A 23981-nucleotide genomic window follows, 5' to 3' on the forward strand; every position below is an offset into this window, starting at 1 on the left:
CTTGAAAATACAGGGTCGGCGGCAGAGGCCGATTCGCGGGTCTTGTGCGGGGAACCGGAAAAGACATGACGCCTAACGGCAAAACCATCGAAGCTGCGCTTACGGAGCTGAAACAGGCAATCTCGGGCCTCGAGAACGCCGTCGACATGCGTATCGAGCGCCAGCGCGAGCAAGGCGAGATCGAGGGCGAGGTTCGCCGCGTGCATGCCGATCGCTCGCGTCTTGCCCAGGAGCTGGACCAGGCCGAATTCCGTGCGAACCGGCTGGAAGAGGTCAATCGCGAGGTTTCGCGCCGTCTGGTGACGGCGATGGAAACGATCCGCGCGGTTCTTGACCGCTAAGAGGACTTGAGAACATGGCGCAGGTAACGGTAACGATCGACGGCAAGGCCTATCGCATGGCCTGCGAAGAGGGGCAGGAAGATCATCTGACTGACCTCGCGGTTCGTTTCGACCGTTATGTCGGCCATCTCAAGGGGCAGTTCGGCGAAATCGGCGATCTCAGGATCACCGTCATGGCCGGAATCATGGTCATGGACGAGATCTCGGAGCTGACGCGACGTGTTGCCGGGCTGGAATCCGAGCTGGAGACGCTTCGCAGCAATCGGGACACGGTAATTGCCGCCACCGCCCGCACCGAAGAAGGTATTGCAGTGGCGCTTTCGGAAGTCACGAGCCGTATTCAAGGCATTACCGACAAGCTGAACGGCCGTACGCCAGCCGAGCTTAATTAATTTGGGAGAGCAGTGCTGACCCACTGGTGCGGTGCTGCAAATGTCCCTATATTCGTTCACGCGGTCTGTGCTTCTCGACAGGAACAATGAATCCTCGGGGCCATACCCGATCCTTAGGGAGCTGTCCCTGTCCGGGCTCGTGGGTCTGGACATACGGCGCCCACCTACTTTCGTAGGCGCCCAGGATCGATAGTTTCCACCGGTTGTGTGGATCGCGCTCTTCTCTTTTCGGCGGCTTCTTCGTGAGCCGCGCCGATATCTTCCGACAAGTCCAGTTTTAATCGCCTGGTGGCTCGCTCCAGCCGATGAGCTTCGCCCAGTCGTAGGCGCCTTCCACGATGATATCGAAGACCGGATCCTTGATGTCGTAATAGGCATCGACATTGTCGGGGAAATAGCCTGCGAGGCGTTGCTTGATCAGCCCATAGGCGGCAGCGGCCGTCGGATGGGCGCGCAGGAAATCCCGGCAGAGAAGCGGATAACGCTGGTTGAAGCGGCCTTTTTCACGGATATGGATATTCGCAAGCCGGCCCGTACTTTTGAAGAACAGCTTTCGCAACTCGCCTTCCGCCAAATCGAGACCCGGCGGGCAGTGGTCGGTCGCGAACGCGCGACGCTTGAAACCTTCCCTCTCGAATGCGGCATCGTCGACCAGATCAAGAGCATCGACGCTCACCTGAATATCGATGATGCCCTTCGCCGGAAGGCCCGGCACAGCGGTAGAACCGATATGATGGATCGCTGCACCTGATGGTGCCGCGCGCAGGAGAGCCTGCTTCAGGCTTACGAAGTCGTCGATCCAGCTTTGTCGTGGCGGAAGAATTTCTATCGGCATGGAGCGCTCGCTATCGTTGCCCTGTGACAGTGCGATGACGGTGGTCTTCAGCTATAGTCGGCCTATCGGATGTTCTTAACTAGAAAATCAATGAAGGCGCGGATGCGTGCCGCGAGATGCTCGTGACCGGGATAGACGGCGTGGATGAGTTCGATATCCTCGGCGTTATAGGCTTCCAGCACAGGCACCAAAGCTCCAGCATCGATATCCGGCTGCACATGGAACTGACCGACGCGGGCGAGGCCGAGACCGGCGAGGCAAAGGCTGCGTGCAGTTGGCCCGTTATTGGTTTCGAGGTTGCCGAAGACTGGTCTTGAAAAGCGGTCGCCGTTGCTGGGATCGCGGAATTGCCATTCCTCTGAGGTCGAGCGGAAGCTGAAGGTCAGGCAATTGTGGCGGTCGAGATCGTCGGGGTTTTCCGGCATGCCTTCCCGTTTCAGATAGGCAGGTGAGGCGACGATGACGCGGCGGCTTTCGAGCAGCTTGCGCGCCTTCAGCGAGGAATCGCGTAAGGCGCCCGAGCGAATGGCGATGTCGGCGCGTTCGCCGACGATATCGATGATGCCATCGCTGAGTGCGAGGTCGAGATCGACCTCGGGATAGAGTTTGAGGAAATCGGGCACCAGCGGGACGATGTAGCGAACGCCAAAGGCGACGGAAGTGCTGACGCGCAGGCGGCCGCGCGCGACCGTCGTGCCGCCGGCTGAGACGGCGCGTTCCGTCTCCTCGATGTCGGAGAGGATGCGGCGGGAGCGTTCAAGATAGATTTCACCCTCCGGCGTCAGCTGCAGGGCGCGGGTGGTGCGCACGAGAAGACGTGTGCCGAGGCGATCTTCCAGCCGCGTGACGAGCTTGCTGACGGCAGAGGGCGAAAGCCTGAGCTTGCGGCCGGCCGCGGAGAAGCTCTGCAGTCCGGCCACCTGTACAAAGACATCCATCTCGCCGACGCGGTTATCCATCTGCTTCCGATCTTGAATTGAATTCACAACTGTTGAGCTATTATAGGCGATTATCGAACAGGTGCGCCACGCCCATATTCCGACCCGAACAAGAACCAAACCATCGGGTCACTCTCATGCCACTTGCTCTCTTTGCGTTGACGATCGCGGCCTATGCGATCGGGACCACGGAATTCGTCATCGTCGGCCTGCTGCCGACGGTTGCCAGCGACCTTCACATCACTCTGCCGCTTGCCGGCCTCATCGTCAGCGTCTATGCGCTGGGTGTCACCTTCGGCGCACCCATCCTGACCGCGCTCACCGGACGGATCGAGCGCAAGCCGCTCATGCTTGGGTTGATGGCGCTCTTTATTATCGGCCACATCATCGCGGCGCTCAGCCCCGGTTATGAAGTGCTGCTGATTGCCCGCGTCGTCTCGGCCTTCGCGCACGGGGTGTTCTTCTCCGTCGGTTCCACGATCGCTGCCGATCTGGTGCCGGAAAACCGCCGCGCATCGGCCATCGCTATGATGTTCATGGGCCTGACGGTTGCAATCGTCACAGGCGTTCCGCTCGGCACCTTTATCGGCCAGACTTTCGGCTGGCGCACCACCTTCGCTGCCGTTGCCGGCCTCGGTGTGATCGCTTTCGCAGGCATCGCCTTCCTGCTGCCCTCGAACCTCAAGAAGGCGGCGCCGGCCAGTATCGGCGAACAGATCCGCGTGCTTGCCACGGGCCGGCTGTTGCTCGTCTATGCGATGACGGCGCTGGGCTACGGCGGAACCTTCGTCGCCTTTACCTTCCTTGCGCCGATCCTCGAGCAGATCACCGGCTTTGCCTCCTCGGCCGTCGGCCTGATCCTGATGCTCTATGGCGTGGCGATTGCCGTCGGCAACGTCGTTGGCGGGCGAATCTCCAACCGCGATCCCGTCAAAGCACTGACCTTCCTGTTCATCGCCCAAGCGCTTGTGCTGGTTCTCTTCGGCTTTACGGCCGTCTCGCCCTGGTTGACCATTCCGACGCTTGCGATCCTTGGCTTCCTGTCCTTCGCCAATGTGCCCGGCCTGCAGCTCTATGTCGTGCAGCTTGCACGCCAGCTGCAGCCGAATGCCGTCGATGTCGCCTCAGCGCTCAATATCGCCGCCTTTAATCTCGGCATTGCCATGGGCGCCTGGATCGGCGGCCTGGTGGTCGAGTCTCGTTTCGGACTGGGCGCCACGCCCTTCGTTGCGGCAGGCCTCGTCGTCGTTGCCCTTGGCCTTACCATCCGCAGCGGCGCCCTCGACCGCCGCTCCGGCCCGGCTGCAGCCGTTGCCTGCAGCGCGGCCTGATCTCTCCTCACTCGAAAGGAAACAGCATGAAATTCGTCAGCGCCAACGGCGCCTCCATTCCCGCCCTCGGCTTTGGCACGTTCCGCGTGCCGGGCCCGGATGCCGAACGCATGGTCTCGCACGTGCTCGCCAACGGTTATCGCCATATCGATACCGCGCAGATCTACGGCAACGAGGCCGAGGTTGGCGAGGGTATCCGCCGCTCCGGCGTCGCCCGTGGCGATATCTTCCTGACCACCAAGGTCTGGGTCGAGAACTACAAGCGTGCTGCCTTCATCGCTTCGGTCGACGAAAGCCTGAAGAAGCTGAAGACAGATTATGTGGACCTGCTGCTGCTTCACTGGCCAAACGAGGCCGTGCCGCTTGCCGAGCAGATCGGCGCGCTGAATGAAGTCGCGAAGGCAGGCAAGGTGCGCCATATCGGCGTGTCGAACTTCAACACGGATCTGATGCGCCAGGCCGTAGCGCTTAGCAGCCTGCCGATCGTGACGAACCAGGTGGAGTATCATCCCTATATCGATCAAACGCCGGTGCTGCGCGCTGCAAAGCAGCTCGATATATCCGTGACGGCCTACTACGCCATGGCTGACGGCAAGGTGCTTGAGGATGCGGTGTTGAAGGCGATTGCCGCGAAACATGGCAAGTCGATTGCCCAGATCGTGCTCCGCTGGATCATTCAGCAGGATCTGATCGCACTTTCAAAGACCGTCTCGGAACAACGCGCTGAGGAGAATGCAGCGATCTTCGATTTCGAACTCTCTTCCGAGGATGTGGCGGCGATCCATGGGTTGGCGAAACCCGATGGCCGTATCGTCAGCCCGGAAGGGTTGGCGCCGGCCTGGGACAAGGCAGCTTGAGAACGGGCGCTTCGGCGCCCGTTTCCCTATTTGCAATAGCTCAGGCAAGTTCGGCGATATCTGCGACGATCACCGGGTCGCCCCGCCGCAGACGGCCGGCCTCGCGGTCCGTATCAGCGGCGCTGGAGCGGGTAAGGCCCATCCTCGAAAATCTGGTCGTGATAGCCCTTTGCGCCGACGACCAGAGCGAGCGGACTTCTCCATTCCCTGCCGTCGCGCAGGCAATCGAGCACGTGCCGAAAATCATACTTCGGGTGCCAGCCGAGTTCCTGCCGGGCCAGCGCATTGACATAGACACGGTCGAAGTGCGGAAACATCGTCCAGCCGCGCTCCGCGTAAAGCGCGGCCATGCCGGGGAAAAGGCGCTCCACGGTCGCGAGCGCATCACGGCGCAGGTCGGCGAGATCGGCTTCGGTGAAGGGTGCCGTTGCCGAGATGATGTACCGGCCGTAGCCAATAGACGGCGCTCTTTCCAGTGCCAGCAGATGGGCGTCGACCACATCCTCGATATCGACGCGCCGATAAAGCAACTCGTTGGCCTGGGCATTTTCGGCGGAATAGTGGTTGCGGCTATCAAGGTCGTCGTCATTTTCCGGGAAGAAACGCGAAGTCCTTAGAATGACGACAGGCAGCGACATGTTGCGCGCGAAGAGTTCGCAGATGCCTTCGGCGGCGATCTTCGTCACGCCGTAGATGTTGCGGGCAACGGGCAGAACATCCTCGGTGACCCAGGCGGCCGGTTCGCCTGCGGCTGGGCGCAGGGCTGCTCCGAAAGCGCTGGTGGTGCTGGTGAAGACGAAGCTTGTTACGCCAACGACGACTGCCTGTTCGAGCAGGTCCATCGTGCCCGTGACGTTGGTATGGATGAAATCCTTGTTGGTGTGCGTTCCGACATGCGGCTTGTGCAGCGTGGCGGCGTGGATAACGGCGGTGATGCCTGTCATCGCGCGGCGGATGAAATCGGGATCGGTGATCGATCCGGTCATATCGGTAAAAGGCGAGGGTTTGATATCGATGCCGCGCACCCGACGGCCTTGATCCCTCAACGTCCGCATCAGCGCTTCGCCCAGATGGCCGGCGCTTCCCGTCACCAGTATCGTCATTCTGCGTCTCCAGACAGTTGGCGACGGACGCTAACAAAGGCCGCTTCGGCGGGGCAACGCATAATTTATGCAGCAGGATACAGGAATTCTGCAGGCTCAGCCGACTGTCGTAACCAGCCTTGCGGCGCTGCCATCGGCCAGGAAGATGCGCTCCCAGAGCACACGCCCGGCGGCAATAGGCAGGTGCGGATTTCCGTTAGCGCCTGTCTCCAGTGTCAGCGAATTTATTTGGCCCTCATGCCAGCCGAGGCCGACGAGTTCGCCCTCCGTCTTTACGATCTCCTGCGACGCATAGGAGAACAGAGGCCTGTCCAGAAAATCGGAGAGCGGCAGGCGCCATTCGCTCTGCCGTGCACTGGAAGCGGCAAGAAGCCTGTGGGTGCGGTCGCAGATGAGATGAACCTTGCTTAGGGAATGTTCGACCAGCCGTTTCAATGCGGCATCGGCGGAGGATAACGGGGAAGCAAAGATGCTTTCCAGCCGCATTGCCTGAGCGACGGTGACTGGCAGGATGCCGCGCTCCCAGCGGGAGACGGTCGCCTGGTTGACGGCGAGCAATTCCGCCAGATGCTCCTGCTTCATATTGCGCAGCTGGCGCATGCGACGGATGGCAGCTCCCGATATTGGCATGGTTCCTCCCTCGCCTTTCATCATAGAACCGCGACGATTGCTTCCGCAAGCTAGTAGGAAGGACTGTCGAGGTCGCTCTTCAGCCGGTCGAGAATGGACAATGCGTGGCCGGCGTAGGCGCTGATCCAGCGGTCGTGAATCTGCTTGATCGGCAGGCTGTTCAGATGGTTCCAGCGCTCCCGGCCTTCTTTCCTGGCGATCACCAGATCGGCTTCCTCCAGCACCTTCAAATGCTGCATGACAGTGCAGCGATCCATCTCCGGGAATGCTTCGCAGAGCGCGCCGGTCGTGCGCGGCCCATCCTTCAGAAGATCGAGAATATCGCGGCGGCGGCGATGCGCCAGCGCCTTGAAAATGGGGTCGTGATCCGATTCGCTTGACATGTTATGTTTTTATAACATAATTGAGATGGATACAACGGAGAAGAGGAGGAAGTCGCATGTCCCTCAATATTCGCGTCTCGGGCCGCATCGGCCGCCCGGTGGCTGATGTCTTCGATGCGGTCGTCAATCCGAAGAAACTGTCGGGCTATTTCACCACAGTGGGCGGTGCCAGCGCGCCGCTGGGGCAGGGTACGACGGTGACCTGGTGGAAAGATGTGCCGGTCGAGGTGGTCGAGCTCGTGCCTGACAGCAAGATCGTACTGCGCTGGGATGGCGCAACGGACGAGGAGAAGAAGCCTTACAAAACCCTCGTAGAGATGAATTTCAAACCGCTTGATGACGGTGGCACCATGGTGACCATCGCCGAGGATGGCTGGCATGAGGATGAGCCGGGGCGCCGCGGAACCTACCAGAATCTCGAAGGCTGGACGCAGATGTTCTGCTGCATGAAAGCCTTCGTCGAATACGGCATCAATCTGCGCGAAGGCATGTTCCTCAGCGAGATGCGGGGTGAGCAGGCCAAAGCGCAGGAAGGTTGAGGGGAAGCGTCATGAACGACCTGATCTATGGCGGCGTTGATGTCGCGATGAAGGTTCCGCCGCATCAGTATGAAGCCACCGTTTCCTTCTATCGCGACATTGTGAAGCTGAAAGAAATCGAAGGGGACGATATCTCCTTCGAGCTTGGGCCGATCCGGCTTTGGATCGACCGTGTCGAGACCATGAGCCAGGCTGAGCTCTGGCTGGAATTCATGAGGCCGGATTTCGACCGTGCCGCGGAGTACCTGGAGAAGGCCGGTGTTTCGCGCTGCGATCCCATCGAGCCACTGCCACCCAATCTTCGCGGGGGCTGGATACTCAACCCAACTGGCATCGTACATCTGGTACGGGAGACAAGCCGCAATTAGCGGCGAGCTGAACCGGTGCGGAGCAGCCAGAAGATCATATAGCCGCCGATGAGGCGGCTATATGTCTGTTGGAGGGTTGGAATTACGCTCTAAAGACGGCAGATTGCTGAGTGCGGAAGGCATAGCCCTGCGCAAGGTGCAATAGACGCACTCGCTTTCGTGACAGAGACTTCGCTTGCCTGTCACGATGCGGGTGTTAGTTTCCGGAATCATATCGATTAAATCCCAGGAGATTTCAGATGCAGCTTGGCATGGTAGGTTTGGGCCGTATGGGCAATTACATGGTCCAGCGCTTGATGCGGGGCGGCCACGAATGCGTGGTCTATGACGCCAAGCCGGAAAGCGTCGCCGAGCTCGTTGGTCTCGGCGCCGACGGTAGTAGCTCGCTCGAAGAATTCGTCTCGAAGCTCGCGCGTCCGCGCGCCGTCTGGCTGATGCTGCCGGCTGCGATCACCGACAAGGTCATCGCCTCGATCGTTCCACTGCTGCATGACGGCGATATCCTCATCGACGGCGGCAACTCCTATTATCATGATGACATCCGCCGTGGCGCGGAACTCATCACCAAGGGCATCCACTATGTCGACGTCGGCACCAGCGGCGGCGTCTTCGGCCTTGAACGCGGCTATTGCCTAATGATCGGCGGCGAGAAGGGTATCGTGCAGCATCTGTCGCCGATCTTCGCAACGCTGGCGCCGGGCAACGGCACCGCGGAAGCCTCGCCGAACCGCACGCCGGAAGCTGCAGCTCTCAGCACCGCCGAGCAAGGTTTCCTGCATTGCGGCCCGCATGGTGCCGGCCACTTCGTGAAGATGGTTCATAACGGCATCGAATATGGTCTGATGGCCGCCTATGCCGAAGGCCTCAATATCCTGAAGCACGCCAATGTCGGCGCCCTGACGCATGAGGCCGATGCCGAGACGGCGCCGCTCTCCCATCCGGAATACTACCAGTACGATTTCAACCTGCCGGAAATTTCCGAAGTCTGGCGCCGAGGAAGCGTCATCACCTCCTGGCTGCTCGACCTGACGGCCGATGCTCTGCACAAGGACCCGGCCCTTAACCAATATGCAGGTCGTGTTTCGGACTCCGGCGAAGGCCGCTGGACGATCATGGCTGCCATCGACGAAAGCGTGCCGACCCCGGTGCTCAGCGCCGCATTGCACGGTCGTTTCTCCTCGCGCGACCAGGACGAGTTCGCCAACAAGGTGCTTTCTGCCATGCGTGCCGGCTTCGGCGGCCATGCCGAGAAGCCGCACAAGTAATCTAAGCGCATTGTTTTATGTCAGCCGCCGGTCCGCGAGGTTCGGCGGCTTTCTTTTGGTCGTCACTGCGGCCTAGACCGTTTGTTCGTCTGGCTTTTCGGCTGCAGCACTTGCATAAATGCCTGACGTGTAAAACCGGAGGCGGGCATGGGGCGAATTTCTGCGATCGGCATCTGCGGCATCATGCTGTGGCTTTCTCTTTTCAGCGCTGTTTCCGCACAGACGACGCCGGCAGCTTCCACCGACGTTGCGCCACCGCCTGCCCAGGTGCGGCAGATGATGGAGCTGATGCAGACGCCGGAGGTCAAGCAATGGATGGCGACGCAGATGGCGGCGCCGGCAGCTTCTGACGGCAATGATCAGGAAATGTCGATATTGTCCGACCGCCTTCAGCACGCCCGCCGACACATCGCCATGGTGTCTGGTGCGGCCATGACGCTGCCATCCGAAATCGCGCGGGCTTCATCGCTTTTTCTTGGCGAATTGAGAGCGGCCGGTCCACTTCGCATGGCGGCGCAATTCCTCGCCATCCTCGTCACCGGATTCATCGTCGAAATCTTGGTGCGGAGGGCCGTGCGTGAAAGGCGGGAGCGAGCAGCGCAGATGACCGGCACGCGGCTGGCCGCGCGCGTTATTCCCGCCATCGTCTTCGGCCTCGCAACGGGGCTTGCGTTGGTCAGCTTCAACTGGCCGCCGGTCAGCCAGAATATCGCGATCGCCATCGCCATCGCTGTCGTCGTGCAGCGTTTCGCCGTTTCCATCGGTGGTGTCATCGTCGATCTCGTCACCCTGCCGCGTGGCGAGGGCGAGACCGTTGCGGTTGACCCGGCCGTCGCGCAATTCTGGTTTCGGCGCTGCACGCTATTCGTCATCTATTTCGTTTTCGGCTGGGTCGTTCTCCAAGCGATGGAGCCGCTGGGCTATTCGATGGCCACGCGATATCTGGTCGGCTATGTGCTGGGCATCGGTCTTTTCCTGATCGCGACCGAAGCAGTCTGGTCACGACCGGGAAATGAAACGCGGCGCAGCCATGCCGTCACCTGGCTGCTGACCCTTTATTTCGTACTGCTCTGGGGCATCTGGGTCTTGAGCTTCGATTGGCTCCTCTGGGTCTTGATCTATCTCCTGCTGCTGCCGCGAGTGCTTGCCGTATCGACGCTCGCCGTCAAATCCTTCCACCATGCCGAAGCGGGCTTCCTTGCCCAGCGGCGTATTGCGACCGTGTTGCTTGATCGCGGTGTGCGGGCTCTGATCATCGCCTTTGCGGCGATCTGGCTTGGGCGCATGCTCGGCGTCGAAACTGCTATGATGATGACGTCGAACGAAACGATGATCGACCGGGTGGTGCGCGGCATCATCGGCGGCATTGTCATCCTGCTTGCGGCGGACCTGCTCTGGCATCTCGTCAAGGCCTATATCGACGGCAAGCTACTGGATTCTCCCGTCGATGGCCCAATCGGCGACGAGGAGAAAGTCAAGCGCGCTCGTCTGCAGACGTTACTGCCGATCTTCCGCAACATCATCGCGGTCGTTATCGCCCTGATCGCGGCCCTTATGGTGCTCTCGGGCGTCGGTATCGAAATCGGACCGCTGATTGCCGGCGCCGGTGTCGTCGGCGTTGCGGTTGGCTTCGGCGCGCAGACCATCGTCAAGGATGTTATCAGCGGCATGTTCTATTTGTGGGACGATGCCTTCCGCGTCGGCGAATATATCGAAAGCGGCAGCCACAAGGGCGTCGTCGAAGCCTTCAGCCTGCGTTCCGTTAAACTCCGCCATCACCGCGGGCCGCTGACGACGGTGCCTTTCGGGGAGCTTGGGGCCGTCAAGAACCTCAACCGCGATTGGACGATCGACAAGATAAGCCTGAACGTGACCTACGACACCGACCTCGTGAAAACGAAGAAGATCATCAAGCAGATCGGCCAGCAGCTTCTCGAAAACCCCGAGTGGGGTCCGAATATTATCGAAACGCTGAAGATGAAGGGTGTGGAGCAGTTCGGCGAATTCGCAATCGAGCTCAGACTTTCTATGATGACCAAACCGGGCGAGCAGTTCGTCATCCGCCGCAATGCGCTGGCGATGATCCGCAATGCCTTCAAGGAGAACGGCATCGAATTCGCTGTTCCGACCGTGCAGGTTTCGGGCGAGCGCGAGGTTGAGGCGAACGTTGCCGCAGCGCGTTATGCGGCTCAGGCCCGTGCCGGGGGTGAACCGGCGGCCTGATCTTCAAACGCAAGACAAAGCTTACGAAACTGCAATGCGATCAAGCCTGTGCACTGCGCAAATTTGCCCCAATTGAGGATGAAGGAGGCGGCAAGTGCGCGGGTGTGGGTAGCCGCAACATGGTTCATAGAGCTTGCATGTTGCTTATGTTACGTCTCTCGAAAGAGATTCCCGCCAGATTGGCAATTGCAGCAGGTACGAGATGTCGGGTCACGGCAAGTTGGAAGAGAATTCAGAGACTGATGAGGGCTTTTCCTTTGGCGCAGTTTTCCGGCGCTATCGCACTCCGCTGACGGCTCTTGCCACGCTCCTCATTTTTTGCCTTGTCGGCTACGCGATCATGCAGCTGACAGATGAAGTGCGCTATGACGACGTCGTCGAGGCCCTGGCGGAAACCCGGCTGAGTTCGATCCTGCTCGCCTTGTTCTTTACCGCGCTGAGCTTTATGGCACTCGTCTTCTACGATCTCAACGCAATCGAGTATATCGGCAAGCGGCTGCCTTTCCCGCATGTCGCGCTCACGGCCTTCAGTGCCTATGCGGTCGGTAACACCGCTGGTTTCGGCGCGCTTTCGGGTGGAGCGATCCGTTACCGCGCCTATACGCGGCTTGGGCTTTCGCCTGAAGATATCGGCCGCGTCATCGCCTTCGTGACGCTGTCCTTCGGCCTTGGCCTTGCTGCCGTGTCGGCGATCGCGCTTCTCATCATCGCCGATGAGATCGCGCCGCTGATCAGTGTCAGCAGCCTGTGGCTTCGTATCATCGCGGCTGTCATCTTGGCGATTCTCGGCTCCCTCATGGTGCTCGGCCGCGAGGGCCGGGTGATCGAAATCGGGTCGATCGCACTTCGCCTGCCGGATTCGCGCACCTGGTCGCGTCAGTTCCTGGTGACTGCCTTCGATATCGCAGCTTCCGCCACGGTGCTTTACGTGCTCCTGCCGCAGACGGCGATCGGCTGGCCGGTGTTCCTGGCGGTTTATGCGATTGCCGTCGGGCTTGGCGTGCTGAGCCATGTGCCGGCGGGCCTCGGCGTTTTTGAAACAGTCATCATTGCTTCGCTCGGCAGCGCGGTAAATATCGATGCCGTTCTCGGCTCATTGGTGCTCTACCGTCTGATCTATCATGTGCTGCCGCTCTTGATCGCCATCCTTGCGGTCTCCGCCACGGAGCTACGCCGCTTCGTGGATCATCCGGCTGCTTCCAGCGTTCGGCGCATCGGCGGGCGGCTGATGCCGCAGCTTCTTTCGGCGCTGGCGCTGCTCCTGGGCGTCATGCTGATCTTTTCGAGCGTGACGCCGACGCCCGATCAGAATCTCGAATTCCTCTCCAATTATCTGCCGCTGCCGATGGTGGAAGGCGCGCATTTCCTCTCCAGTCTGCTCGGCCTTGCACTTGTCGTTGCCGCCCGTGGCCTCGGCCAGCGGCTTGACGGTGCCTGGTGGGTGGCGGTGTTTTCTGCCGTTGCCGCTCTGACGCTCTCGCTGCTGAAGGCGATTGCCCTTGTCGAGGCGGCCTTCCTCGCCTTTCTGGTCTTCGGCCTATTCGTCAGCCGCCGGCTCTTTACCCGCCATGCTTCGCTTCTCAACCAGGCGATGACGGCATCGTGGCTGATGGCGATTGCCGTGATCATCGTCGGCGCGGTTGTCATCCTGCTGTTCGTCTATCGCGACGTGGAATACAGCAACCAACTCTGGTGGCAGTTTGAATTCGCGGCGGAAGCGCCGCGCGGACTGCGTGCCGTACTCGGCATCACCATCATTTCCTCGGCGATCGCCATTTTCAGCCTGTTGCGGCCGGCGACCTTCAAGCCGGAACCGGCGGATGAGGAGGCGGTCCGCCGCGCTGTGGAGATCGTCGAGAAACAGGACAGTGCGGACGCCAATCTGGTGCGCATGGGCGACAAGTCCATCATGTTCTCGGAAAAAGGCGATGCCTTCATCATGTATGGCCGGCAGGGCCGCTCGTGGATCGCACTGTTCGATCCGATCGGCGACGATCATGCCGTGCAGGAACTGGTCTGGCGCTTCGTGGAAGCGGCGCGCGCCGCCGGCTGCCGTGCCGTCTTTTACCAGATCTCGCCGGCGCTGCTCTCGCATTGTGCGGACGCGGGCCTGCGCGCCTTCAAACTCGGCGAACTTGCAGTGGCTGATCTGCGTACCTTCGAGATGAAGGGCGGCAAATGGGCGAACTTGCGCCAGACCGCAAGCCGCGCCCAGCGCGACGGTCTGGAATTCAGTGTTGTCGAACCCGTCGATATCCCCGGAATCATCGACGATCTCTCGGCCGTTTCCAACGCGTGGCTCGAACATCACAATGCCAAGGAGAAGGGCTTCTCGCTCGGCGCCTTCGATCCGGACTATGTGGCGTCGCAGCCGGTCGGTGTTCTCAAGAAGGACGGCCGGATCGTTGCCTTTGCCAATATCCTTGTCACCGCGGCGAAAGAGGAGGGGACGATCGACCTGATGCGCTTCTCGCCTGATGCGCCGAAGGGGTCTATGGACTTCCTGTTCGTGCAGATCATGGAATATCTGCGCACCCAGGGTTTTACGCATTTCAACCTCGGCATGGCGCCCCTCTCCGGCATGTCGAAACGCGAGGTGGCGCCCGTTTGGGACCGTATCGGCGGTACCGTCTTCGAACACGGCGAGCGCTTCTACAACTTCAAGGGGCTTCGCGCCTTCAAATCCAAGTTTCATCCGCACTGGCAACCGCGCTATCTTGCGGTTTCAGGAGGGGGCAATCCGATGATCGCATTGATGGATGCGACATTACTGATCGGCGGCGGATTGAAAGGGGTAGTGAGAAAATGATGAAAAAGTTACTGTTTGCTGCTGCGTGCGTCAGCATGCTCGCGGCTGCGCCGTCTTATGCTGCGGATGAAACCACCCAGACCTTCGAGACTGGCCTTATTCCTTCGCCGCATATCTTCCTGCCGCAGGGCGAGGTGAAGGGCGCCGTCTTTCTGATTTCGGATGCAGCCGGCTGGGGAGACAATGAAAAGACCGAAGCAGACCGTCTGGTTTCGCAGGGTTCCGTCGTCATCGGCGTCGATTTTCCGTCCTATATGGAAGCGCTGAACCGCTATGACGTCAGTCTCAACGACGGCTGCATCTACACGGTTTCCGATATTGAGTCGCTCAGCCAGCAGGTGCAGCGCGCCGCCGGCAACAGCCCCTATCACCTGCCGATCGTTGCCGGCATCGGCGAAGGCGGTGCGCTGGCGCTTGCCATTGCCGCACAGACACCCGATGCGACGATCGGCCAGACATTTGCCGTCGATCCGCATGCCGGCATTCCGTTGAGCAAGGAGCTCTGCACCCCGGCCACGAGGAAGGTGGTCGGCGACCGCAGTGTTTATGGGCTCACCGATGGCGCCCTGCCGGATCCTGTTATCGCCACCTTCACGCCTGCTGCCGATAAGGACGGTCGCGCTCACGTGGAGGATCTGAAAAAGGCGCATGAGGCGATCGATATCCGCGACTCGTCCGATGATGCACAGACTGTGTTTGCCGATACGCTCGACGATCTGGTGACGGCTTCGGGCGCCTTCGACAATCCGCTCGGGCTGCCGCTTGCCATTCTCGACGCCAAGCCGAACCTCGATACGATGGCCGTGATTTATTCCGGCGACGGCGGCTGGCGCGATATCGACAAGGAAGTAGGCGGCATGCTGCAGAAGGAAGGCATTCCCGTCGTCGGCATCGACTCGCTGCGCTATTTCTGGACGGAGCGGAAGCCGCAGGAAACGGCCGACGATCTCTCCCGTATCATCGAATTCTACCGCAAACAGTGGAAGGTTAAGCACGTCTTGCTGATCGGCTATTCCTTCGGCGCGGATATCCTGCCCGCTACCTATCAGCTTCTGAAACCTGCCGAAAAGGCGGCAGTAGCGCAGATTTCGCTTTTGTCGCTATCGCACCAGGTCGATTACGTCATTTCCGTCATGGGCTGGCTCGGCCAGAAGACGGATGGGGCAGGCGGCGATCCCATCAAGGATCTCAAGGGCGCCGATTCGAAGCTCGTCCAATGCGTTTACGGCAAGGATGATGATGACGACGTGGCTTGCCCCGCCGTCAAGGATGTTGGCGGCGAGGTCATCGAGCTGCCGGGCGATCATCACTTTGACGAAAATTACGATCTTCTGACCAAGACGATCATTAATGGCCTGAAGGCGCGCCTCAAAGGCTGAGTATTTCTGGCTCAGCAATTCCGAACGCAAAACCGCTGCGCACTTTTGCTGGAATTGCTTTAACGCATCAGCATCTGTTCACTCCAGCCAAGGGCGGCGATCTCGCCGCCCCGAAACCTCGCATCGTCGTCGACGATGAATTCGTCGAGTTGCGGCGGAGCGACGCTGCTGCCGGCCAGCATGGCATGCACCTGTCCGCGGTGATGCGTCTGATGTTGGAAAAGGTGGCTTAGTACATCCTCCATACGCTCTCGCTGGGTGCGGCCATCGCGCTGAAGCTCCACGGTCGAAGCAAGTCTCTCGGGTGTCAGCCCTTCGCAGATTGCAACAAGGCGCTGGTCGACCTTCGCCTGTTCTGCGGAGAGCGATCGGATATCGTCAAAGGGTTCTTCGATGTCGAAAGCGCTAAGGCCGAGCGTACCGCCTTCCAGCCCATCGACATAGAACCAGTCGACTGTGAGGATGTGGTTCAGCGTCGATTTGATCGACGGGAAAAAGCTTGTGCGCGTGGCCTCGAATTCACCGGGCTTGAGGGTTGCGCAGGCGGCAAGAAGCCGGTTGTTCGCCAGGGCATTGTTGTAGGCGAGCTTTCGGAACATGCGACAGGGGTCGAAACTCGGCATCGCGTCTCCTCCTCCTTGGAGCATTTCCGGTTATCTCCGAACCACGGAAATACTTTATCTCTTTGTTTTCATGCAACTCTGAGCGCAAAACCGATTTCACACTCTTGATGGAATTAGTCCTTGTCGTCGAGATCGCCGTCGCGCCACACGAGATGACGGGGCGAGGCAGGCAGGTTTTCAATCTCGCCGGCAAGGAAATAGGGCGGAATGTTGAGCGCGGTCAGGGCCTGGAATGTTGCGGGTACCCATTTGAATTCCAGATGGTTGTCGCCATCCTCCACCCGATGAATGATCTCGTGCGTGCGGAACGGGAAATTCTCGGGTATTTCCATGAGATAGTAGAAGCCGAGTTCGTGCCACTCGCGGCCTTCATAGTGGAAGAAGTTCTCGACAATCCAGAGCAGGCGGCCGACGGTCACGTCGACACCGAGCTCCTCCATCATCTCGCGCTTCAATGTTTCCTCCGAGGTCTCGCCAATCTCGGCCCGACCGCCGGGGATGGTCCAGAAAGGTTCGTGAACCGCGCGATGGACAAGCAGGTGCCCGTCACGAAAGCCAAGCCCCGCGATGCGGTAATTGAAGCGCTGACTGCCTGCATTGAGACGAACGACGGTTCGCTTGGGCATGACGTTATCCGAGATCGATGACAACAATTTCCGGCGGAACGCCGAAGCGGATAGGCGCCATGGAGCAGCCGAGCCCGCCGGAGACGATAATATTACGGCCGTTTTCGACGATATGGCCATAGGCATAACGGTCGCCATAGCGCGAGGGCACGACTGGCGAATAGCCGAAAAGGCGGATCTGTCCTCCATGCGTATGGCCGGACAGTGTCAGCGATACTCGTTCGGGCACGCGTGGAAATATATCGGGCTCGTGGGCAAGGAGGATAACGGGCGCGTCGTCGGAAACCTGCGCAAGCGTTCCGCCGAGATCGTCGAGGCCTTGCATCCGGCTGCGGCCCCATTTCCTGCCCGGCAGGAGCGCCAGCTGGTCCTCCAGACCCGCCAGCCAAAAGCCATTCCCGTCCTTTTCCAACCGGGTGGCACGGTTGCTGTAAACGGAGATGCCCGCTTCGGCCAAGGCTCTGTGCCCGAAAGTATCGCCTCCGCCAATCTTCTGTGCGGTCCTGTCCTCCCACCAATCATGGTTGCCCATGATAGCATGGACGCCGAGCGGGGCCTTGAGCGTTGCCAGCGCCTTCGACCATTCACTGGAATGGACATAGCGCGTCACCATGTTCATGCCGGCCGCGTAATCGCCAAGCAGGAGCGTGATATCACCTCCCAGTTCGTTGGCGTGGGCGCAGATCGAAGCGATGCGGGCTGTGGACATCCAGGGTTCGCAGGCGTGAAGATCAGCAAGTGCGACAAGCCGCAGCTTGAGGCCGGGCGTCCACCCTGGCGGAGTCAGCGCGTAACGGGAAATCGCAGGCCGGGCGAGTGGTTCATAGGCGAAGGCATATCCGCCGAGTGCCGTGAGGCCGGCAAAGCTGCCGCCCATGAGTTTGAAAAAGCTGCGCCGGCTGATCAATCAATCGTCCTCCCGGAACAACCCGAACTGAGCAGCCTCCATATCCTTCGGCGGCTGCATGCCGAGATGTTTCCATGCGATTGCGGTCAGAACGCGGCCGCGCGGCGTGCGCTGGATAAAACCCTGCTGGATCATATAGGGCTCGATAATGTCTTCGATCGCGTCGCGCGGCTCGGAGAGGCCGGCGGCGATGGTTTCGATGCCGACCGGGCCGCCGCCGAAATTGACGGCGATCATGTTGAGGTAGCGCTTGTCGAGCTGGTCGAGGCCCATATTGTCGACCAGCAGGCGAGTGAGAGCCTCGTCGGCGATCTCGCGGGTGACAGCTTCGGCCCTTGCGACTTCGGCGAAGTCGCGCACGCGGCGCAGCAGGCGGCCGGCAATGCGCGGGGTGCCGCGGGCGCGCCGCGCGATTTCGCGGGCGCCGTCATCGGTCATGCCAAGGCCCATCAGGCGGGCGCCGCGGCGGACAATCAGCTCCAGTTCCTCCACCGTATAAAAGGAGAGACGCACCGGTATACCGAAACGGTCGCGCAGCGGTGTCGTCAGCAGGCCGAGGCGGGTGGTGGCGGCAACGAGCGTGAATTTCGACAGGTCGATCTTCACCGAGCGGGCGGCAGGGCCTTCGCCGATGATGAGGTCAAGCTGGAAATCCTCCATGGCTGGATAGAGGATTTCCTCGACCGCCGGGTTGAGGCGATGGATTTCGTCGATGAAGAGAACGTCGCGCTCTTCGAGATTGGTCAGCAGAGCGGCCAGATCGCCGGCCTTTGCGATGACGGGGCCGGAGGTCGAGCGGAAATTGACGCCGAGCTCTTTTGCCATGATCTGCGCCAATGTCGTTTTGCCAAGGCCGGGCGGGCCGACGAAGAGAACGTGGTCCAGCGCCTCACCGCGGTTTTTGGCCGCTTCGATGAAGATCTTGAGATTGGCGCGCGCCTCCGCCTGGCCGGTGAACTCGTCCAGAGACTGCGGGCGCAGCGTGGTGTCGAAGTCTTCGCCACGCTTTTCCGGCGTTATCAGGCGGGCATCAGTCATTGGGTATTTCCGTTAGAAGCTTGCTCAAGTCCATACACCAAGCGGCCTGCATTGACACCCTGTGGGGCCATCAGCGTGAGAGTTCCCGCAGGCCGAGGCGGATCAGCTTGGCGCTATCCGCATCTTCGCCGGCCGTCTTCATGGCGGCGGCAACCGCATTGGCCGCCTGATCACGCGAATAGCCGAGATTGGTCAAGGCCGAAACGGCGTCGGCAACGGGGGCTGCGGCCACGCCTTCGCCGATCTCCTGCTTGAGGCCGATATTGATCGCCTCGCCGGCAAAGGCGGGCGCCTTGTTCTTCAGTTCGGTGACGATGCGGACAGCAACCTTGGGGCCGACGCCCTGAGCGCGCGAAACGGCGGTTTTGTCCTGCAAGGCGATCGCGTTGGCAAGTTCCGACGGCGTCAGCGTCGAGAGCACGGCAAGCGCCACTTTCGCGCCGACACCCTGCACGCTCTGCAGCAGGTTGAACCATTCGCGCTCGAGCTGCGTCTGAAAACCGAACAGCTTGAGCTGGTCCTCGCGCACATAGGTCTCGATAAAGAGGATGCAGGCTTCTCCGACAGAGCCGAGCTTCGAGAGCGTGCGCCCCGAGCAATAGGCGACGTAGCAGACGCCATGCACATCGACGAGCACATAGTCATCGCCGATCTCGTCTATGGTGCCTTTCAGCTTGCCGATCATGATCTTGTTCCGTCAGGGATGGGTTGCGGAAGCGCCGGCAATCGCCTGGCGCATGCGGTTTGCGCCGCGGTGATGGGCGTGACAGATGGCAATCGCCAGTGCGTCGGCGGCGTCGTTGCCCTTGAACTCGGCCTTCGGCATCAGGATCTTCAGCATCATGTGGATCTGCTGCTTTTCGCCGTGACCGACACCGATGACGGTCTTCTTCACGGCGTTCGGCGCATATTCCGATACGGGCAAACCGGCACGGGCCGGCACCAGCATGGCGATACCGCGCGCCTGGCCGAGCTTCAGGGTTGCGACGGCGTCCTTGTTGACGAAGGTCTGTTCGACGGCCGCCTCTTCCGGCTTGTAGGAATGGACCACATCGGCAAGCCCATCATGCAGCTGGCATAGGCGCGAGGCCAGGTCCATGTCCCCATCCGAAGTGACTGTCCCCGAGGCAACAAAGCGCAGCGAATTGCCGAGCGTATCGATGATGCCCCATCCCGTGCGGCGAAGGCCGGGATCGATACCGATGATGCGAATCGTGTTTTGCATGGTTCACCCTATAGCGATGGTGAAATAAGTGCCATCGATATGTGAACAAAACAAAAACATGCCTTGTTTTTGCGGGACCGCATTTACCGCGAATTAAACCGAATGCCTGAATTCTAATCCATCAAATGTGAGAGGAGCCGGCTTTCGCAAAGCTTAAGGCTTCCGATGCTCTGTTTGCAGTTCAACCGGTGGGTGATGTCTCCAGGATGCCACTCGCCGGCGTCGCCGTTCCGGAAGGGTTCGTTTTCATGGCTCAGAGATTTCAGTCCCTGTCCTTCAAGGTGATAGCCACCTTCATCCTGCTGACCACGCTTTCGGTCGCGGTGATCAATATCCTCGCCTATTTCGCCAGCAGCCGCGTTTCCGACGAACAGGCGCTGAAGGCCAAGGAGAGCGTGCTGATCTTCCGCGGCGACATGCTGCAGGACCAACTCGAGCAGCTTGAGAACCAGGCAACCTCGATTGCGCGCATCGAAGCGCTGCAGATGTCGATCACCAACCTGAAGAGCGGTTGGAAGACGATGGAGAAGAGCTCCGGTGATGCTCGCGGTGAGCTGAAGAAGGTCTTCATCACGAACAATCCGAACACGGCCGACCAGCGCGAGAAGCTCGCAAAGCCGGAGGGTCCGAGCGGTTTCTATTATTCGAGCCATGAGAAGACGCAGGGCGAAGTGGCGCGTGACCTCGCCGATACCGCCTTCAACGACCTCTTGATCGTCGATCTCGACGGCACCGTGCTCTATTCCTACAAGAAGAATGACGACTTCGCCGAAAACCTGAAGTCGGACGCCTGGAAATCGACCGGCGCGGGCATCGCCTATGCCAAGGCAATCGAAAACACCACCAAGGCGACGGACGATTCCGCGCCGACGGCCTTCTCCGGCTTGCGTGTCGATGCCGGCAGCGGCAAGTCGGCGATCTTTTATGCCGTGCCGATCGTCAAGCTCGGCCAGGCGAAGGGGCTGATGCTGTTCAAGGTGCGCGACGATGTCGTCACCAGCATTCTGGCAAAGGGTATCGTGTCCGGCAGCACGGCAAAGACGGCCATCATTTCGGCTGATGGTTCGGCCGTTGGTCTCAATGCATCCGGCCAGCTTGCGACGCTCGATGCTGCACCGTTCACCTTCATCAAGGACGCGCTTGCGAGTTCTGCGATGACGGTTTCAGATTTCGATCGCGCCGACGGTGCGGCACGCGCCTACGTCCGCGGTATCGATTATCGCGGTGACCGTTTCCTCGTCGTTGAAAGCGTGCTGCTCAGCGAATTGAATGCCGGCTCTATCGAGGTCGCCACATTGCTGACCTCGATCGGCATTGGCGTTCTCGTTGTCATGGCGATTGCCACAGGCCTTATCACCAACTTCCTGTTCTCGCCGCTTGCCCGTCTTGCCGGCGTGACCCGCGAAGTCGCAGACGGCAAGCTCGACGTTGAGATCGGCAGCCAGAACCGCAAGGATGAGATCGGCACGATGGCGAAAGCGCTTGCTCGCTTCAAGCAGTCGCTGATCGAAGGCCGCGAGCTCGAAGCTGCGAGCGAGCAAACGCGCATGCGGACTGAAAGCGAGCGCCAGCAGAATCTGGCTCAGCGCGAGGCGGAGGCCCGCAGCCTGCAGGATGTCGTCGCGGCACTCGACGAGGGGCTTCACCATCTGGCGAGTGGTGATCTGGCCTACCAGATCGAAACCCGCTTCCCGAGCGAGCTCGAAAGCCTGCGTGTGAACTTCAACGAGGCCCTGGCGACGCTCAACGAAACGATGACGGCGATCGGCGGCAACTCCATGGCCGTCCGGGCCGGTTCCGAGGAGATGCGGACGGGTGCCGATGAACTGGCCGGCCGCACCGAGCGCCAGGCAAGCTCGATCACGGAGACGGCCAACGCGATCAGCGCCATCACCCAGTCGGTGCGCGTACAGATCGAACGCGCCGAGCAGGCCGCGCGCATCGCCCGCGATGCCAAGAAGGAGACGATCGGCTCCAGCCAGATCATGCGCGAGACGATCGCGGCGATGGAAGCGATCCAGGCGTCTTCACGGCAGATCAACACCATCATTTCGGTCATCGACGATATCGCCTTCCAGACCAATCTGCTGGCACTGAATGCCGGCGTCGAGGCGGCACGCGCCGGCGAAAGCGGCAAGGGCTTTGCGGTCGTGGCCATGGAGGTACGCGAACTGGCGCAGCGGTCTTCGAGCGCTGCCAAGGAAATCTCCAGCCTGTTGCAGAAATCCACGCATGAGGTGGAAAGCGGCGTGGCGCTCGTTGAAAGGGCCGGCGTTGCGCTGACCGGCATCGGTGGTCATGTTGAATCCATCAACGGCCAGATCAACGAGATCATGGAATCCACCCGTGAAGAGGCCGACACCCTGCGGCAGATCAACAGCTCAGTCGCCGAGCTCGATTCCATGACGCAGCAGAATGCGGCGATGGTCGAGGAGACGACGGCTGCAATCCACCGTCTGGCAACCGAAGCTGTGGAGATGGACCGCCAGCTCGGCAATTTCACCCTTGCTGAAGGGTATCAGCAGCAGAGCGCCGACATGCATCTGCTGCGCAAACGGGCGTGATCGCATCATGCTGATCCGGTTCGAAAGACCCGAGGATGCGGATGCCATTCACGAGCTGACGCGGGTGGCGTTCGAGCCGATGCCTTACAGCAACAATACCGAAGCGCGGATTGTCAGGGATCTTCGCGCGTCTGGTGATTTGATACTATCTCTCGTCGCGGAAGAGGGCGGGGAGATCATCGGCCATGTCGCTTTCTCGCCGATCACGATCGGTGATATCGAGGATGGATGGTATGGGCTCGGGCCGATTTCGGTAAAGCCGGAGCGGCAGCGGCAGGGGATCGGCAGAGAGCTGATCCTAAAAGGGCTCGATCTGCTGAGAGAGCGTGACGCGACGGGCTGTGCGCTGATCGGTAATCCCGCCGTTTATCGCGGCGTCGGCTTCGAGAGCGATGGAAAGCTGACATATGGCGACCTCGATACGCGATATGTGCAGCGGATCGTCTTCAAGGGGCCGCCACCTTCTGGCGCACTGAAATTCGCACCTGCTTTCGACGAATGATAGCCACTCATTGCGGCTGCTTTTGTTTGCGCTGCGATTTGGAATAGCGCCACGGCGAACCTACATAGACCACACCCCCATTCTTGCGCGGCAGGTTTCCATGGTTCCCTTTTCCATTCTCGATCTATCCCCTGTGGCCGAAGGCACGACCATCAGCCAATCCTTTGCAGCGTCGAAGCGCATGGCACAGAAGGCCGAGGAGTTCGGCTATACGCGTTTCTGGATGGCAGAGCATCACGGCATGCCCGGCGTCGCGAGTGCGGCGACGTCAGTCATCCTTGGGCAGATCGGGGCGGTGACGAAGACCATCCGCATCGGCTCGGGTGGCGTCATGCTGCCGAACCATGCGCCGCTCGTCATCGCCGAACAGTTCGGCACGCTCGAAGCCTTGTTTCCCGGTCGCGTCGATCTCGGTCTCGGCCGCGCGCCGGGAACGGACATGCGCACGGCGCAGGCGCTCAGGCGCAACCTCGACGCCGGTGCAAATAGCTTCCCCAATGATGTGGTGGAACTCCAGCAGCTTCTCGGTACGCCGATCGAAAACCAGGCGATCCTCGCCGTACCCGGCAACGATTCACACATCCCGATCTGGCTGCTCGGCTCCAGCCTCTACAGCGCCCAGCTTGCGGCCATGCTCGGCCTCCCCTTCGCCTTTGCTTCGCATTTTGCGCCTGACATGCTGCTTGATGCCATCGCGATCTATCGCGACCGGTTCCAGCCCTCGTCGGAACTCGACAAGCCCTATGTGATGGTCGGCGTCATGGGTGCGGTTTCTGAGACGGACGAGGAGGCGCAGTATCACTTCACCTCGGCTCAACAGCAGTTCGTCAATCTGCGGCGCAATGTGCGCGGGCCTTTCCCACGGCCGGTCAGGGATATGGATGCCTTCTGGTCACCGATGGAAAAGATGAATGTCGAGCACACGCTACGCTACGCCGTCGTCGGTTCGCCGGTCACGGCCGAAGCCCAGCTCAATGAATTCCTCAGGGAGACGCAGGCCGATGAGGTCATCATCTCCATGCCGATCCATGATATCGAGGCGCGGTTGAAATCGGTGGAGCTCTTTGCTGGGCTTGGCAACTTCATGCGGGCTGCGGCCTAGC

General features: G+C 60.4%; 24 protein-coding genes and 1 other RNA gene. 14 read left to right on the forward strand and 11 right to left on the reverse strand.

The window, feature by feature from the left end:
* Window positions 1-65 precede the first annotated feature (65 nt).
* The 3 genes from ACR9ZQ_RS29475 to ssrS all read left to right on the forward strand — a co-directional run bounded on the left by ACR9ZQ_RS29475 (window position 66) and on the right by ssrS (window position 951).
* Window positions 66-341: a DUF4164 domain-containing protein gene (locus tag ACR9ZQ_RS29475; RefSeq protein WP_007826550.1), complete on the forward strand. Its 276-nt coding sequence runs from the start codon at window positions 66-68 to the stop codon at window positions 339-341.
* A 14-nt stretch (window positions 342-355) separates the two neighbouring features.
* Window positions 356-733, forward strand: coding sequence for a cell division protein ZapA (locus ACR9ZQ_RS29480; protein ID WP_112968838.1), 378 nt, complete (start codon window positions 356-358; stop codon window positions 731-733).
* A gap of 59 nt (window positions 734-792) precedes the next feature.
* Window positions 793-951: non-coding RNA, 6S RNA (gene ssrS / locus ACR9ZQ_RS29485), on the forward strand.
* 59 nt (window positions 952-1010) lie between these two features.
* On the opposite strand, the gene ACR9ZQ_RS29490 is transcribed toward ssrS, so the two are convergent.
* Together ACR9ZQ_RS29490 and ACR9ZQ_RS29495 are read right to left on the reverse strand one after the other, a co-directional pair.
* Window positions 1011-1568, reverse strand: a complete 558-nt coding sequence (locus tag ACR9ZQ_RS29490; RefSeq protein WP_481429226.1) for a GrpB family protein — start codon at window positions 1566-1568, stop codon at window positions 1011-1013.
* Window positions 1569-1630: 62 nt separating this feature from the next.
* Window positions 1631-2527, reverse strand: a complete 897-nt coding sequence (locus ACR9ZQ_RS29495) for a LysR family transcriptional regulator (RefSeq protein ID WP_481429227.1) — start codon at window positions 2525-2527, stop codon at window positions 1631-1633.
* 116 nt (window positions 2528-2643) lie between these two features.
* Here ACR9ZQ_RS29495 and ACR9ZQ_RS29500 point away from each other — a divergent pair, with 116 nt between their 5' ends.
* Both ACR9ZQ_RS29500 and ACR9ZQ_RS29505 read left to right on the forward strand, forming a co-directional pair.
* A complete protein-coding gene (locus ACR9ZQ_RS29500; RefSeq protein WP_481429228.1) occupies window positions 2644-3837 on the forward strand; it encodes an MFS transporter in 1194 nt (397 codons plus the stop codon).
* A gap of 26 nt (window positions 3838-3863) precedes the next feature.
* Window positions 3864-4694, forward strand: coding sequence for an aldo/keto reductase (locus tag ACR9ZQ_RS29505; protein WP_439016494.1), 831 nt, complete (start codon window positions 3864-3866; stop codon window positions 4692-4694).
* Window positions 4695-4807: 113 nt separating this feature from the next.
* Here the strand turns inward: ACR9ZQ_RS29505 and ACR9ZQ_RS29510 are convergent, their stop codons facing one another.
* The 3 genes from ACR9ZQ_RS29510 to ACR9ZQ_RS29520 all read right to left on the reverse strand — a co-directional run bounded on the left by ACR9ZQ_RS29510 (window position 4808) and on the right by ACR9ZQ_RS29520 (window position 6810).
* Complete coding sequence (locus tag ACR9ZQ_RS29510; protein WP_481429229.1) at window positions 4808-5797, reverse strand: NAD-dependent epimerase/dehydratase family protein; 990 nt, start codon at window positions 5795-5797, stop codon at window positions 4808-4810.
* Window positions 5798-5893: 96 nt separating this feature from the next.
* Window positions 5894-6427 carry a helix-turn-helix domain-containing protein gene (locus ACR9ZQ_RS29515; protein WP_310383483.1) on the reverse strand — a complete coding sequence of 178 codons (534 nt, stop codon included), beginning with the start codon at window positions 6425-6427 and terminating at the stop codon, window positions 5894-5896.
* A gap of 50 nt (window positions 6428-6477) precedes the next feature.
* A complete protein-coding gene (locus tag ACR9ZQ_RS29520; protein WP_310383481.1) occupies window positions 6478-6810 on the reverse strand; it encodes an ArsR/SmtB family transcription factor in 333 nt (110 codons plus the stop codon).
* A gap of 56 nt (window positions 6811-6866) precedes the next feature.
* On the opposite strand from ACR9ZQ_RS29520, the gene ACR9ZQ_RS29525 reads away from it, so the two are divergent.
* The 6 genes from ACR9ZQ_RS29525 to ACR9ZQ_RS29550 all read left to right on the forward strand — a co-directional run bounded on the left by ACR9ZQ_RS29525 (window position 6867) and on the right by ACR9ZQ_RS29550 (window position 15393).
* Window positions 6867-7349: an SRPBCC domain-containing protein gene (locus ACR9ZQ_RS29525; protein WP_481429230.1), complete on the forward strand. Its 483-nt coding sequence runs from the start codon at window positions 6867-6869 to the stop codon at window positions 7347-7349.
* A gap of 11 nt (window positions 7350-7360) precedes the next feature.
* Window positions 7361-7717 carry a VOC family protein gene (locus ACR9ZQ_RS29530; protein ID WP_481429231.1) on the forward strand — a complete coding sequence of 119 codons (357 nt, stop codon included), beginning with the start codon at window positions 7361-7363 and terminating at the stop codon, window positions 7715-7717.
* 239 nt (window positions 7718-7956) lie between these two features.
* Complete coding sequence (gene gnd, locus ACR9ZQ_RS29535; protein ID WP_310383475.1) at window positions 7957-8982, forward strand: phosphogluconate dehydrogenase (NAD(+)-dependent, decarboxylating); 1026 nt, start codon at window positions 7957-7959, stop codon at window positions 8980-8982.
* Between the two features lie 147 nt (window positions 8983-9129).
* Window positions 9130-11205, forward strand: a complete 2076-nt coding sequence (locus ACR9ZQ_RS29540) for a mechanosensitive ion channel family protein (protein ID WP_310383473.1) — start codon at window positions 9130-9132, stop codon at window positions 11203-11205.
* A 202-nt stretch (window positions 11206-11407) separates the two neighbouring features.
* On the forward strand, window positions 11408-14014 hold the full coding sequence (mprF, locus tag ACR9ZQ_RS29545; RefSeq protein WP_481429232.1) for a bifunctional lysylphosphatidylglycerol flippase/synthetase MprF: 2607 nt from the start codon (window positions 11408-11410) through the stop codon (window positions 14012-14014).
* Window positions 14011-15393 carry a virulence factor family protein gene (locus tag ACR9ZQ_RS29550; protein ID WP_481429233.1) on the forward strand — a complete coding sequence of 461 codons (1383 nt, stop codon included), beginning with the start codon at window positions 14011-14013 and terminating at the stop codon, window positions 15391-15393. Before mprF ends, ACR9ZQ_RS29550 begins: the two co-directional genes overlap by 4 nt.
* Before the next feature lie 59 nt (window positions 15394-15452).
* Here ACR9ZQ_RS29550 and ACR9ZQ_RS29555 read toward each other — a convergent pair whose 3' ends face one another.
* From ACR9ZQ_RS29555 to ruvC, 6 genes are all read right to left on the reverse strand, one after another.
* Window positions 15453-16016, reverse strand: a complete 564-nt coding sequence (locus ACR9ZQ_RS29555) for a DinB family protein (RefSeq protein WP_481429234.1) — start codon at window positions 16014-16016, stop codon at window positions 15453-15455.
* Between the two features lie 113 nt (window positions 16017-16129).
* Window positions 16130-16642: an NUDIX hydrolase gene (locus ACR9ZQ_RS29560; RefSeq protein ID WP_481429235.1), complete on the reverse strand. Its 513-nt coding sequence runs from the start codon at window positions 16640-16642 to the stop codon at window positions 16130-16132.
* 4 nt (window positions 16643-16646) lie between these two features.
* On the reverse strand, window positions 16647-17549 hold the full coding sequence (locus tag ACR9ZQ_RS29565) for a metallophosphoesterase (RefSeq protein ID WP_310383464.1): 903 nt from the start codon (window positions 17547-17549) through the stop codon (window positions 16647-16649).
* Complete coding sequence (gene ruvB / locus ACR9ZQ_RS29570) at window positions 17550-18587, reverse strand: Holliday junction branch migration DNA helicase RuvB (RefSeq protein WP_183735182.1); 1038 nt, start codon at window positions 18585-18587, stop codon at window positions 17550-17552.
* A 70-nt stretch (window positions 18588-18657) separates the two neighbouring features.
* Window positions 18658-19272: a Holliday junction branch migration protein RuvA gene (gene ruvA / locus ACR9ZQ_RS29575; RefSeq protein ID WP_310383457.1), complete on the reverse strand. Its 615-nt coding sequence runs from the start codon at window positions 19270-19272 to the stop codon at window positions 18658-18660.
* A gap of 12 nt (window positions 19273-19284) precedes the next feature.
* The gene (ruvC, locus tag ACR9ZQ_RS29580) at window positions 19285-19812 is read right to left on the reverse strand and encodes a crossover junction endodeoxyribonuclease RuvC (protein ID WP_310383455.1); all 528 of its coding nucleotides are present in this window, start codon (window positions 19810-19812) and stop codon (window positions 19285-19287) included.
* Between the two features lie 248 nt (window positions 19813-20060).
* On the opposite strand from ruvC, the gene ACR9ZQ_RS29585 reads away from it, so the two are divergent.
* The 3 genes from ACR9ZQ_RS29585 (at window position 20061) to ACR9ZQ_RS29595 (ending at window position 23980) form a co-directional block, all read left to right on the forward strand.
* Window positions 20061-22376 (forward strand): methyl-accepting chemotaxis protein, encoded by a 2316-nt coding sequence (locus tag ACR9ZQ_RS29585; RefSeq protein ID WP_481429236.1) that lies wholly within the window; start codon window positions 20061-20063, stop codon window positions 22374-22376.
* A 7-nt stretch (window positions 22377-22383) separates the two neighbouring features.
* On the forward strand, window positions 22384-22878 hold the full coding sequence (locus ACR9ZQ_RS29590) for a GNAT family N-acetyltransferase (RefSeq protein WP_310383451.1): 495 nt from the start codon (window positions 22384-22386) through the stop codon (window positions 22876-22878).
* Between the two features lie 100 nt (window positions 22879-22978).
* Window positions 22979-23980, forward strand: coding sequence for an LLM class flavin-dependent oxidoreductase (locus tag ACR9ZQ_RS29595; protein ID WP_481429237.1), 1002 nt, complete (start codon window positions 22979-22981; stop codon window positions 23978-23980).
* The last annotated feature ends 1 nt before the right edge of the window (window position 23981 follow it).

Source organism: Rhizobium sp. KNZ14-9A (assembly GCF_056755015.1).